The sequence below is a fragment of the Halomonas sp. AOP43-A1-21 genome, from assembly GCF_052376775.1.
Lineage (GTDB): Bacteria > Pseudomonadota > Gammaproteobacteria > Pseudomonadales > Halomonadaceae > Vreelandella > Vreelandella colorata.
In genome coordinates this window covers 39,273-52,352 of record NZ_JBQSWC010000019.1, presented here as the reverse complement: position 1 = coordinate 52,352, position 13,080 = coordinate 39,273, and the positions used below count along the sequence as shown (strand labels likewise).

Annotated in this window: 10 protein-coding genes; 8 read left to right on the top strand and 2 right to left on the bottom strand. The window is 56.9% G+C overall.

Annotation, left to right across the window (positions count from 1 at the left end; translation table 11 throughout):
- The first annotated feature begins 30 nt into the window (after window positions 1-30).
- From ACT3R7_RS11985 to ACT3R7_RS11970, 4 genes are read left to right on the top strand one after another with little or no spacing between them, the layout of a single operon-like run.
- On the top strand, window positions 31-483 hold the full coding sequence (locus ACT3R7_RS11985) for a hypothetical protein (protein WP_496199187.1): 453 nt from the start codon (window positions 31-33) through the stop codon (window positions 481-483).
- On the top strand, window positions 480-776 hold the full coding sequence (locus ACT3R7_RS11980; protein WP_496199186.1) for a DUF6283 family protein: 297 nt from the start codon (window positions 480-482) through the stop codon (window positions 774-776). The genes ACT3R7_RS11985 and ACT3R7_RS11980 overlap by 4 nt, the downstream gene beginning before the upstream one ends.
- Before the next feature lie 9 nt (window positions 777-785).
- A complete protein-coding gene (locus ACT3R7_RS11975; RefSeq protein WP_496199185.1) occupies window positions 786-1,559 on the top strand; it encodes a hypothetical protein in 774 nt (257 codons plus the stop codon).
- 41 nt (window positions 1,560-1,600) lie between these two features.
- Window positions 1,601-2,125, top strand: a complete 525-nt coding sequence (locus ACT3R7_RS11970) for a hypothetical protein (RefSeq protein ID WP_496199184.1) — start codon at window positions 1,601-1,603, stop codon at window positions 2,123-2,125.
- Here ACT3R7_RS11970 and ACT3R7_RS11965 read toward each other — a convergent pair.
- Window positions 2,122-2,484: a hypothetical protein gene (locus ACT3R7_RS11965; RefSeq protein WP_496199183.1), complete on the bottom strand. Its 363-nt coding sequence runs from the start codon at window positions 2,482-2,484 to the stop codon at window positions 2,122-2,124. The two genes, ACT3R7_RS11970 and ACT3R7_RS11965, sit on opposite strands and share 4 nt — an antisense overlap.
- 353 nt (window positions 2,485-2,837) lie before the next feature.
- Between ACT3R7_RS11965 and ACT3R7_RS11960 the strand changes: the two genes are divergently transcribed.
- The 4 genes from ACT3R7_RS11960 to ACT3R7_RS11945 are packed head-to-tail and all read left to right on the top strand — an operon-like array spanning window position 2,838 to window position 12,211.
- Window positions 2,838-9,080: an SNF2-related protein gene (locus tag ACT3R7_RS11960; RefSeq protein ID WP_496199182.1), complete on the top strand. Its 6,243-nt coding sequence runs from the start codon at window positions 2,838-2,840 to the stop codon at window positions 9,078-9,080.
- Window positions 9,077-9,520: a hypothetical protein gene (locus ACT3R7_RS11955; RefSeq protein WP_496199181.1), complete on the top strand. Its 444-nt coding sequence runs from the start codon at window positions 9,077-9,079 to the stop codon at window positions 9,518-9,520. Before ACT3R7_RS11960 ends, ACT3R7_RS11955 begins: the two co-directional genes overlap by 4 nt.
- Complete coding sequence (locus tag ACT3R7_RS11950) at window positions 9,504-11,222, top strand: portal protein (RefSeq protein WP_496199180.1); 1,719 nt, start codon at window positions 9,504-9,506, stop codon at window positions 11,220-11,222. Before ACT3R7_RS11955 ends, ACT3R7_RS11950 begins: the two co-directional genes overlap by 17 nt.
- Window positions 11,219-12,211: a hypothetical protein gene (locus tag ACT3R7_RS11945; protein ID WP_496199179.1), complete on the top strand. Its 993-nt coding sequence runs from the start codon at window positions 11,219-11,221 to the stop codon at window positions 12,209-12,211. The genes ACT3R7_RS11950 and ACT3R7_RS11945 overlap by 4 nt, the downstream gene beginning before the upstream one ends.
- A gap of 33 nt (window positions 12,212-12,244) precedes the next feature.
- Here ACT3R7_RS11945 and ACT3R7_RS11940 read toward each other — a convergent pair whose 3' ends face one another.
- Entirely contained in the window at window positions 12,245-12,571 is a 327-nt protein-coding gene (locus tag ACT3R7_RS11940; protein ID WP_496199178.1) for a hypothetical protein, read from the bottom strand.
- Between the last annotated feature and the right edge of the window lie 509 nt (window positions 12,572-13,080).

Sequence of the window (13,080 nt, the reverse complement as noted above, 5' to 3'; positions counted from 1 at the left end):
ATTATCGAAAACACACAAGGAACTACTCTAATGAGCCTTTCAGACTACGCCCTATCCCGTTCGATTAAGCAAGCGGCTGCCTTTTTTGAAGTAGCCGGTGAAGTGGCCGAACGCGGCATTGAAATGGAGCAGTGCGACGGCTATCAGCGTGTTTCAGGTATCCGCGAAGGCTTCGAGCCTTCCGAGCAGTGGAAAGAGGCTGTTTGGGATTTTTATGTAGCGATCAGTCATGCAGTTAAGCGCGCTATCGAGGTGCATTACGCTTATGAGGGCGATGGCTACTCATTTGATAGCGGTGAAATTCGCGCGTGGGTTGAAGCGAAAAATGGCGACAAGCTGGAGCCATGGGGCTGGGTTCATCGCGCGATCCTGCTAATGAATCACGCGCGCCGTATCAATGATGTGCAAACGGATATGGGCGACCCTGAGTTTCATCTGATTAAGCAGGCTTTACGGCAAAAGATTGAAGGGGCTGCGCAGTGAGTCACCAGCGCCCCCGGCTGCCCTATATCAAAAAACCCTGCCGCGACTGCCCCTTTCGAAAAGACGCCATGGAGGGCTGGCTTGGCGAGAAACGGATGGCGGAGATTGTCACCGCTGAATCGTTCGTCTGCCATAAAAAAACCGATCACCAGTGCGCGGGGCATATGCTCCTGAATGGGGCAGAAAACGGGTTTGTCTGGCTTGCTCGCCACCTGGATATTCCCTTGTCACTCAGCGGGCGCGAGCTTGTTTTTGAAAGCCGAAGCGACTGTATCGAGCACCACACAAGGTAAGGAACTGTAATGCAGGCTATTAAGGTACAAAAAGTAACCCTGGAAGACCACGGCCAAGACTTCACCGACTGGTACGTGCTGGATGGCGTAGTCATCGACTGCCAGCCGCAACAAGGTGTTTGCTGGGTAGGTACCCGCTTGGAGTTTCCAGAAGGGCCATTGACCGAAGGAGGGCCGGTTCACTACCGCTCTTCGGGAACGGGTGACGTGCTCCGCTTAAACTACCCTATCGAGTCTATTGTGGAGCTAGAGGGAGCTGAGGCTGAGAAGGTTTTAGGTTACGGCTGCGCATGGGCCAAAAAGAGAAACATCGACCCGGCTGACTGGGGCTTGGTTGAGGTGCGCATGGTGGGTAACAGCATGAGCGCGAACGCCGTGGCTCTAAGTGCTGCCGAAACCAAGCTTTTCCTGCATGCCGTTAGTGCTGCGGCCAGCGCCTACCATCGGTCAGCCAACGTCTTTGGGCCGGGTGCCCCTGCGTTTGGGATGGACGACCAGCCCGCGCAGTCTAAAAGCACGGTTGATCTGATGGCATGCAATGCCTGCATTTTGATGCTGAGCGAGCTGCGCGAGCTAAAAAAGGCGCTCAGCACCTCACGTAACAAGCACCCATTAATTGAACGACTGGAATTTGAAGGCGATAGTGCTGACTACGCCGCAACGGTGAACCGTGGCGACTGTGGTGGCGATAAAAACAGCCTGATATTGCAAGCGATCTATAGCGCCAACGTTCAAATGAAGCAAGACCGCAGAACCATGAAGGTCATCGAGCGGTTGCTTTAAGCAAGTCTAGCCATAAGCGGTCAAGCACTGGAGAATAAGTCATGAGCAATACCACGATCCTATTCGCCGCACAGAAGATGTGCGCAGCTTTCTCCCCGGTGCATGATGCCGTCGCCAAGGCGATTAAATGGGAAATCATCAAGATAGCACTTGGCGAAGAAGAAGATGCGTTATATAGCGACGACAAGCCCAGCCAGCCCTTCGATGTTCATGCGATTGGCGTGTTGCTGGACGAACCTGGTTCCCCGGAGCAGCTAATCGAGGCGCTGGACAAGCACTACGCGCTCCAGCTAGATGAAGGCGAAAGCCTTGCCGATTATGTCTGTCTCGACCGAATGAAGGCAGCGGCAACGCTGATCGGCCACGCCAAGCAAACAATCTGGTGGACGCTTGCGCTGGAAAAGCAATACGGCGAGCTTGAAAAAGCGGGGCGTAACGCGCGGGATCAAGGAGATTTGGCCACATTAATCGAGGTGGCCAACAAGGTGGCAGCTGTAGAAACGGCCAATTCTGCTATCGCACAATTCTCGGACTTTCGCCCCAACGAGCCCTTAAAGCAGGCCTAAGCCCTTACCGTGCAGGGCAATTCAAGCACCTTGCCGCCTTCCGTCCATACCGCAAGGTGGCATTTTCCTGATTCGACCGCTCTATCCACCTGCTTCTTGTCCAGTGACACGGCGTAGGGGCTGTCTGTTCCGTCCTCAAACACAATATCCCAGCACCCTTGTAGCTGTATCGACTGCTCTATCACGCCGCGCTTGCCGGTGCGCATTTCCGGTAACATCGCCCCTTCGGCGCTTGCCGGTAGTAGTAGGCGCCACACTTTGGCATTGCCCGACAAGTAAAGCAGCCCCTTGGCTGCGTGGGGTGATTGCCAGTAATTAGTGCTCGCTATGTCTTCACCGTTGTTCGCTATATTAATCATGCTTCCCCATAGATATGCAAAAGCCCGCACTATGGCGGGCTTAATGCTGCCTTTTCGGCAGTCATTCAGATTCTGGTTGTTACTTCTAAGCTGCCTTTTCGGCAGTCTACCGGCCTTCATCCCCGCTGGCGCAGGGAACACAGAGCATACATCTACCCGTTCGGCTCAGCCCCGCTAGCGCAGGGAATTTCTAAGCTACCTTCGCGGTAGCGGTAACAAGTTGAGCATATACCACCCCTGGCAGGCCTTCAAGCCTTAGCCGCGGCGTTACAAAAGTTTACCTTTCGTGAGAAAACTTTACCTATAGGGTAAAATAAGGCGGTTACTTACCCCTTTATACGAAAGAGCCGTTTATGCCCCAGATTTTAGAGCGTGCTGCTGCTCCCACGGTGGCCAGTGCTGTAGAGCGAATCCAGCAATCTACGGTTTTCGGCGCGATCATCACAGCGCTTAAAGGCCTTGCTGACGAGACAGGCAACACCGACACGGCCAGCAGCCTACAAGGGCAGATGCAGTTTGGCTTGCGCAAGCGTGGCCAGAAGGCCCGCAAAGAAATCAACGACCAGGCGCGCGCGATTGTGGCCCGCGTTAATGGCGACCCTACCCTACTGACCGACGAAGAGCGCGACGTACTGATGCAGTACAGCGGGCGCGGCGGCATTGCAGACGACAACAGCTTGTCTGAATACTACACGCCCACCCCTATTGCTGAGGGCGTATGGGATGCCCTGGCGGCTAACGGCTTTGAGAATGGCAGTGTGCTGGAGCCGTCTACCGGCTCCGGCGTGTTTCTGGCCACTAAGCCCAAGGGCGCCAAAGTCTCCGGGGCGGAAATCGACCCCACCAGCTCCAGCGTGGCCGCCCTACTCCACCCCGATGAAGACGTTACTAACCAGTCGTTTGAGCAGCTGTGTGCCAGCGCCGACGACAACAGCTTTGATAGCGTCGTGGGCAACGTCCCGTTTGGCGATGCGCGCGGCAAGTGGGCGAAGTTCGACCCGGAATATCAAGATATCAAAGAAATGGAGCGCTACTTTGTCACCCGTGCTATCGACAAGGTGCGTCACGGCGGCCTGGTCGCCCTGATAGTGCCGCCCAACATTGTCAGCAAGCGCTCCAAGGCGTTCATTAACTGGCGCCGCGACATTACCCGCAAGGCTGAGTTTTTGGGCGCCCACAAGCTCCCCAGCGGCACTTTTGGCGGTGCTAACGGCAACGGCACGGATACTATCGTAGACGTGCTGATTATGCGTAAGCACAGCCGCGACCTGACGCAGAAAATCCCCGACCTGACGGCGGACACCCTCACAAGCGCCAACGTCCACTGGGACACGTTTATCAGTGGCCGCTGGTTCGAGCGCGAGGGCAAGCGTTTTGTACACGGCGAGATTGTTGAGGGCTTCCGCACCCGCGTTGAAAGCAAGATCGACAACGCAGGCCTGAAACGCCTGATGGCGCGCAAGTTTGAGAGCCGGATTGACTTCTCCGCGCTGGACACCGCCGAAACCATTACCCGCAACTACCTGGATGGCGACCGCCGCGTTATCGGCATGCAAATGCACGAAATGGTAGCCGGTGAGTGGCAAAAGGTTGAGGCCAGCAGCGGCATTTTAAGCGACGGCACACTTGATGCCGCGCGTTACGGTGTCACTGACAGCAAGGTGCTTGAGGGCGTCTTAGAGGGCAGCCCGGCTGGTGCGCTGACATTGACGCTTGAGCAGGCCCAAAACGGCCTACAAAGCCCGTTCGCGAAAAACGCCGCCACCAGTATCAAACAGGCCGTTGCGCTCGCCTATGGCGCTGAAAAGGGCATGCGTGAGCGCGTTTACCGCGCGGCGCTGATCGGGGCAGAGATTAGCGGCTATGCGCGCCAGGTTAGCGAGACTGGCGAGGCCGACGACGCCAGCCGGGAGCAGCTGCAACGTCTGGTGACTGCCGAAGTCGAGCAGTACGGCAACCCCGCAAAAGACGCCAAGCTTCGCCAGGTCAATGGCCAAGGTGCCAGCAACGTTGCTGCCTTCGCCCGCTCGATGACCAAGGACGGCGGATTTTCTGACCTGCTAACCGGCAAGCGAGCTGGCGAGCGTGGCCAGGCGTATGACCTTAACGATCCGGCAGAAGCGCTCCGATACGCCTCCATCATGGCCGGTAGCGCCCCCATCCCTCTGGATATAGCCCAAGCAGCGTACACGGGCGATGGCGAGCTGACGCTTGAGGGCATGGCCAAGCATGACAGCATCGCCGTGACCGCAGAAGGCCTATTGCAGCCCATGGAGTTCTTTGCCAGTGGCAACGTGGTCAAAAAGACTGCCGCCCTTGAGCGCGCCATGGCAGGTGAAGAGAGCCCCGTGCTTGCCGAAAAAATGCAGCGCCAAATTGACGCGATCAACGCGAAACGCAAGTTTACGGACGTAGACAACATTGTGTTTAGCCTTCGCGACAAGTGGTACGACCGCAAGCTGATTGAACGTTTCCTAGATGATCGTGGCCATGCCAGCGAGTTCCAGTACAACGCGGCCCAGGGAGAGTTTGTCGAGGCCTTTGGCAGCAGGCTCAAGGCGTTTGAAAAACAGCTGTTTGGCTACCTGAACGGCAAGGCCATTACGTCCAGCAAGGCCGAAATTGCCGCCGATTACAAACAGCGCGCTCGCGACCTGGAAGAAGAGTTCAACGTCTGGATTCGCCAGCAGGAAGAAGTCGACAGCCTGGTCGCGCATTACAACGATGTGTTTAACGACCACGTTGCCATGGAGTATGACGGCAGCGACCTGCAATTAGAAAACGTCGCTGACTGGATCATCCCCCACGACTACCAGGCGGCGGGCGTGCGCCGTCTAAGCGATGAAGGCCGGGGCATACTGGCGTTTGACGTGGGGCTGGGCAAAACCCTGTCAGCGCTATCGCTGGCGCAGTACAACGCCCAAAAGGGCCGCGCGAAACGGGCCTGTATCGTGGTACCCAACGCGGTGCTTGAAAACTGGTACCACGAAACCCGCCAGTTCCATAAATCCATGGATCACGTTCACTTTGTGGGGTTCACGCCGAAGTCAAAAGGCGGCGTGATTGAGCGCGAGCCGGTACTCGATGAAGAGGGTTCGCCCAAGATCGGTCGTAACGGTGAAGTGCAATACCGGGACGTACTGACCGCCGATAGCGCGGACACCATCTTTAACAAGATGAACGACATTCCCCAGACCAGCAAAACCTTAGTGGTCGTTTCCCGCGAGCGTTTCGGCATGATCCCGCTGCGCCCGGAGACTCGCGAAGCCTACGCCGACCGCATGGTAGACCGGAACCTGCTAAGCGATAGCTACGCCGCAAGCCTGGCGCAAGGCGAGGACGTAAAGCTTGGCCGCAACGGCTCTTATGACGCGGCAAAGAAATCCGAGAAGTACCAGCAGAAATTCAACGACGGCGGCACCCGGAAAAAAGGCGAGTATCCGTTCTTTGAGGATATGGGCTTTGACAGCGTGATCGTGGATGAAGGCCACGAATACAAAAACACCTACCAGGCTAACGGCGAAACCCAACGCCTGGCTTACCTGCCGACGCCGATACCGGCCAAGCGCAGTGTTGATATGGCCGTCAAGATGGATCACCTGCGCAGCCGCAACAACGGTGCAGGCCCGGTCATGCTGACTGCCACCCCGGTGACTAACTCGCCGGTCGAAATCTACAACATGCTAAGCCACATTGTGCCGGCGGAATTTTTCGAGCGCATGGGCATTAACAACGTTGATGATTTTGTGCAGCACTTCTGCCAGATCGAAGAGGTATCCCGCACCAAGCTTTCCGGGGACGTAGTGAACGAGGAAGGCGTGTCGGGCTTCCAGAACCTGGATGCACTGCGCAACCTGTTCCACCGCTTTACCAACATGAAGAGCGCTGAGGACGTAAACGACGCCGATAACAGCCTCAAGATGCCTGATAGCACTGAGGTTCATGCCACAGTCGATATGACCCAAGAGCAGGCGGATATTTACGAAGAGCTGCGCCAAGAGGCGGATGCAATCAACAAGGAGCCGGAGCTTACCGAGCACGCAGACGGCACCTTTACGGTAGAAGAATCCCGCCCGGTATTCGCCATCATTCGTGATATGGATCGCATCACGACCGACATGGATTTGTACCTGCGCACCATGAGCTTCACCCTGCCCGACCGCTACCGGGATAACGTGAAAAAACTGGTAGCCGACCTGCCGGAAAGCGTCACCCGCCGTTTGCGTGACGAAGAAACCGGCGAAATGGAGAACGTGCCAGTCACCCTGGAGAGCGCCTACCGCCTGGACAACAACGACGGCGCCCTGCTGCTGGTAGTGCCTGAGTTTTATGAGCAGGAAGTCGTCAAGCGCCTTTCCAAGTTCGGCATCACGGAAAAGGACGTAGCCCACCCGGTTATGCCCAAGTACGCCAAACTGCTGGATAACCTGCGCAAAGAGTATGAGCGCGGCGGCAAGCAGATCATTTTCACTGAGGAAAAATCCCAGCACGAAAAAATCAAGCGGATCATTACCCACCACCTGCCGATCCAGGCGGATGAAATCGGCATCATTAACGCCGATACCGCTAAAGGCGACAAGCTGGAGAAAATCAGCAACGCCTACAACACCGGCAAGGCCCGCATCATCATCGCCAACAAAAAGGCCGAGGTCGGCGTCAACTTGCAGAAAGGCACCACGGCCATACACCACCTGACCCTGCCATGGACGCCCGCCAGCATCCAGCAGCGCAACGGGCGCGGCGTTCGCCAGGGCAACACGTCTGCCAATGTCGATGTGATTTACTACATGGGCAAGGGCAGCTTTGACGGCTACCGCCTTGAATCGCTCAAGCGCAAATCGACCTGGATCAAAGACTTGTTTTACGGCGACGCCGCTACGGCAGCGAACGCCAACGCCGGTAGCGAGGACGATATGGCCATCATGCTTGCCGCCAACCCCGAAGAGGCCCGCGCCCGGATCGAGGCACAGCGTAAGCGCCAGGCCGAAGAGGTACGCGCCCGCGCCAACCGTCGCGCCAGTATTGACTTGTCCAACCTGCAACGGCACAAAGCGTTTTTGGCCAATTACGACAGCGCTGAAAGCCGTGCAGCCTACAATGCCCGCGAGCGTGGCCGCGATGAAGACGAGGCCCGCGCACGCATGCAGGCCAAGCGTGAAAAGGCTAAGGCAGAAATACGTCAAATTGAAGGCCGCCTTGCTAATGAGCAAGACAAGGGGCGTATCGACCTGGACGCCAAGCGCTTGATGAATGATGGCAACTACCTGACCACCCTAAGCGGCGATATCGTGGAGCAGGGCCAGGTATTTACCACCCAATACGGCGCGCTACTGCAAGTGGTGGCGTTGGATCAGGCCGCTGGCACCGTGCAGCTCAAAGACCTGGCCAGCCGCAACCCGCACGCCAAGCCTACCAGCACGCCGATTAATCAGATGGGCGCCTACACCTCGGTTAGCCTGACCCAGGAGCAGATCGACCAGCATATTTTGAGTAACGGTCAAAGCATCGGCTACACGTCGCTGCAAGGCATGGCGGTAGACGACGCCTGGCTTGCCGAGCGTGGTACCAAGCTACTTGATCGACTTACTTACGGGCACCTGATCGTCGCTGACAGCAATGGCGAGCTAATCATTGCCGAGAAGCGCGCAGCCCGTAGCGTACTGGATGAAGGTGGTCAGATTGTAAAACCACGGCCTGCCGAAAAGGCGTGGCGCGACCGCGCCATGGCCGCCGCCATCAAGGCCCGCCGTGACAAGTACCAGCAAAGCGCCGTGGATGGCCTTGCGCGCGAACTGCTGGGCGAAGACTGGCTTGCTGAGGGCATGCAGGCTTACGGCAATCCGGTGCCCGATAACGTAATGGTCGAAACCGTTAGCGAGACGCTTGCCGTTAAGTACACGTTGCTCCAGAACGAAGTCACCGACGAAACCAGCGCGCCGATGGCGCTCAAATTGACGCAAGGCGAATACATCGAGCCTGCCGTTATCCGCGCCCGCCTGGCGACGTGCCGTTACCACGCTTTTTCCTACCGCTTTGCAGCGGGCATGGACAGAACGCTGGAAACAGAACTTAAAGAGGCCGGTTACGACGTAGACGTAAGAGCTTTGCGTGCGCTGATCGAGCGGCAGGCCGTTGATTATGCCGACCGTTTGACCGCGTTCATTGATGACGCTGAGGCACGCCTGGTTAGCCTGGCCAACGCGAAGCAGGCCGCTCAGGAGGCCGAGCAAGAAGCCGAGCGGCAAGCGGCAAGCGAACGTGCCGAAGCACTGGCAGAGAGCCTGCCGGAAGGCGTAGCGGGCTTCTTTGAAGGCCACGGCATCGAAGTGAAGCTTAACGCCAGCGAAAGCACCTGGCAGCCCAAGGGCGGCGGGCGCCGTAAATCCCGCGCACCCGCTACCACCAGCCAGCCCGGCGAGCGTTTCATGCTTTTTGACCCGTCAGGTAAAAGTGGCCACCTCGCGAATATCCTGGCAGGTAACAAATCGTTACAATCAAGGTACAATGCCACTTGGACAATTTTTGATGACAATTTGTGGTGGCACATGCCCGCTGATGGACTCGACTACGATGCGCTAATGGAGGCATTTCAATGACCCTGGCACGCTACAGCATTGACGCATTGGAACAGCTGATTAGCACCGAATCAGGCGGCGGCGATTTTGTCGCCGCTTATCTGCGGGGCATCGCCAGCACGCTATCGCGTCACCCAGCGCAATACCGGGGCTTCGGCCCCTATTGGTGGCCGCTGAAAGCCCTGCTGATTGAGGCGGGCTACACCCAGTTCGGGACGGAAATAGACGACGATGACGCACTAAGCGACCTCACCTATTCAACGCCCCGGCTTACGATTGCAGCGGCTTACACCTTTGCTGAGCACGCTTTTAGCACCGGCCTACTGACAAGCCCGAGCCACACCGTCGATTATGACGATGGCGAAACGGGCACCTACTACGTGGGCGATGAAGAGCTGGAAGGCATTTTGATGGCGCGCACGCTACTAACACGCGGAGGGCGTAATGGCGAAGTCACCTAAAAAGCCCAAGGCCACCAAGGGCAGCGTATGGACTGAGCTGTTTCGCGCAAGCCACGCCGACGACCTGGAAACATCACCTTTAAGCGTTCAATCCGGGGGCGTGGCCAGTTCCACGCCAGGCTCCGGGGCAAGCTCTATGCTTGATGGCGAGTCAGGCGGCATGGTGGATGCTAAAGAGGGCGTCAAGTCGGCACCGGACGGCAACTTACTAATCCGCCGCATGCCGGTTAGTCGGCTGGAAAAGTACGCCACACTTCGCCTGATGGGCAAAGACCCGACGATAGACAGCGCGCTTAAAATGCACCTTTCGCATGCGCTTTCATCGAACCCGGAAACCGGGGAGATAATCAGCATAGACAGCGTGGACGGCAACGATCATGAAGAGATTGTTGAAGACCTGCGCAACTCCTTCAAGGCGCTGCTAAACGCCAACCTGGAAAAGTGGGCTTACGGTGCTTGCCTGCTGGGCTGGCAGCCGTTGCGCGTGTATGGCGAGCAAGGTGTGGGCGTTACCCAGGTACGCCACGACTACTACACCCTGCCCGACTTCACTAGCCGCTTCGAGCGCGTGGGCAACCTGGCGGGCTTTGCAAGCAGCTGGCAGCAGCTAACCGGCCATGAGCGCTCCAAGGGCATACTGCGGCTTATGGCGCCCTGGTCGTATGTGGAAATCAAACTGCCCAACTGGCAGCTCGACCACTTCAACCGCGAGCCACACCGCCACAACGGCGACACGTTCAGCATTGATAGCGATGACTGGAAAGGAGAGGGCTATATCGAGTCTCAGGACTACGGTACCAGCCTGATCGAAACCGCCTTCGAGCCATGGACAGACCTTCAAGAAGCTATTTTATCGCTCAACATGAGCCGCAAGAACGCGGCCAACGTCGAGCGATTGATTGGGGTACAAACGGGCAAGCTGAACCCTCAGAAGGCCGCTGAATACCTCAACACCATCGGCGGCCAAATGCAGAAGGCCAGCACCGCGCAAGCTAAGCAATCGCTGCGTAAAGGCTACGTGCAAACCGTTTGGAATCACATCATCCCCATTTTTAGCGCTGGCCAGGGGCAGTTGGATATTTCCACGGTGGAAGGCAAGCCCGACATTGCCGACATTGCCGACGTTAATTTTCACGTCAACCGCCTGGGCGGCGCTATTGGTATTGAACCCGCCCTACTCGGCTTCGGTGAACAAATGAGCGGGGGCATGGGCGACGGCGGATTTTTCCGGGTAAGCGTCATGGCAGCAATGAAAGCCAACATGGTGCGCACTGCTGTCGAGGCGATGATTCAGCGCCTTTTCGACATTCACATTGCTTACAAGTACGGCAAGGTGTTTACGGCATCCGACAGGCCGTGGCAGGTGCGTTTCCACTCGCTGAATACGGCGATTGCGCGCGAGCAAGCGGAAGAATCCGAGCGCCAGGTGCAGTTCGCCACCAGCGTTACCAGCTTGATGCAAATGATTGACCCGATGCTGGGCAATGTGAAGACCAATGAGTTCCAAAACTGGCTATTGACTGACTTGATGAAGGTCGATGAAGAGAAGGCCAAGCGCTTCCTTGCTGACGTGAAAAAGGTCGCCCCGGAAGTCGATGAAGACGGCGGGGAAATCATCGGGGAGAGCGTCAACCAGGCGCAGCAAGATCAACTTAAAACCCTCATTTATGAAGTCTTAGCCGAGCTGGAGATAGCCGCATGAGCAGCAATAAAGAAGTAACCCTTTCGTTTAATATTTTCGACCATGGCCGCAAGATTAGCGGCAACTTTCGTAAGTACGAAATTGACAACGTGCGCCAGGTGTTGGAAAGCCCGGCGACCCGCGAACGCATCAAGCTGCGTGAGGCTACCGGCTACTTTGGCCATGGCCGCCGCCAGATCACCGGCAAGCTCGACCTAAGCGAGGTCGAAACGGTACAGACCCCCAGCGGCCCTATCGTGATTGAGAATATCCCGGCGTGCGTCACCAAGGCCATTAGCATTGATAACGATGGCAATGTAGAGCACGTACAAGACATTCTCAGCACCGATCCCGGCAAAGCGGTGCAGGCCATGATGCAGTCGCAGGTGGGCGGCTTTTCGTGGGCTACAGGTGGCCGCGACGGCCATCGCACCTCCGCTACCCGGCTTAGCTCCTATCACGGCATGGACTACGTGATGACGCCAGGCTACTCAAGCAACCGCAGCTACCAGATTATGGAGAGCGCCAGCCAGCTGAGCGATGAACGCGACCAGATTTTTGAAGCCATGCGCTCATGCGGCCTGAGTGAAGACAAGGCCCGGCTCTATACCGATACGTTTACCAGCCCCTACCTGGCAGTAGCGGCAGCGGGTGAACGGGAAGTGGAGTTGATGGAAACCACGCAAATTCTGGAGTCGCGGTTGCTGGAGCTTGAAAGCGAGCTAGAAACGGCTCGCCAGGCCGGTGACTCACGCAAAGCGCGCCTGGTGGAGTGGGCCAAGGATTATCACGTCATGGTTCCCCAGCACGTCCTAGAGGCAGTCGAGGCGGGCGACGTGGCCAAGGAAATTGCGTTTTTCGAGCAAGTGGCGCGGGTCGACCGAGAAAAAGCGCCCACCCTCCCCCTGGGCGGCGGAAAGTTTATCGGTGAAAGCGTGCCAAGGCCGCAGTTCAATCGCGCCGACGTGCCCGGTTACGGTAGCGTAGAAAGCGCGCCCACGTTCGATTAAGCCCGACAGACAGCCCCGGCCCTAGTGCCGGGGTTATTCGTTATACAGCCTGGTAGGCGTATCTTCCAAAGCATCCCACACGTTTCGATAAGATGGCCCTTCTTTCGCCATTCGCAGCCAGTACCCTGGTGAAGTGCCTAGCAGGCTCGCCAGGTAGGCATCGTCACTTGCGCGCGGACGATCATGCGCAAAACGCCGCGCCAATCCCCTTGGCGGGTGGAATTTAAAGTCTTCTACCAGCACATCGAGCGCCGATACTGATAGCCGCACACCACGGCGCTTTAACGTCTTGGCTCTGATTTGTGCGTCGAAAAATGCCTTGCGATCCTTGGGCGCGAGGCGTGTTGTATTGCTGCTCATTTAAACCTCCTGGCACGGTAAATCATGAAACGGAAAAGCTCTGCAACCCGCAGGGCAATGGGGCTCAATCTACCTGTTCGGCAGTTCACTTCCCGCCTTCCGGTTCTGGCGGCTCGAAGGTTTTCTAAGCTACCTTTTCGGCAGTCATAAAAAAATAGCTTTTATTGCATAAAATGCAATAAAACGCGCCAGCACCCTTTTTTAATGAGCGCTGGCGCGTCGTTTAAATTCAGTGGGTTGCAAATACCTTTAGAAAAGGGTTATTTGCGTTCCGTCTTTCTTAACGCCAAGCGCTACGCGCGTGAATTGAATGTGTGTTTCCAACGCACTCACTGTGGCCTGCTACGCACCTGACTTGCCACCAGACTCATTCTGTGCATTTAAGCCTGGAGCTGTGGCCTGCTACGCACCTGACTTGCCACGAAACCACTGAACGCCCGGACTTGATCGCGAAGTGGCCTGCTACGCACCTGACTTGCCACCGGTGATACATCGTTTTGGCCACTCTC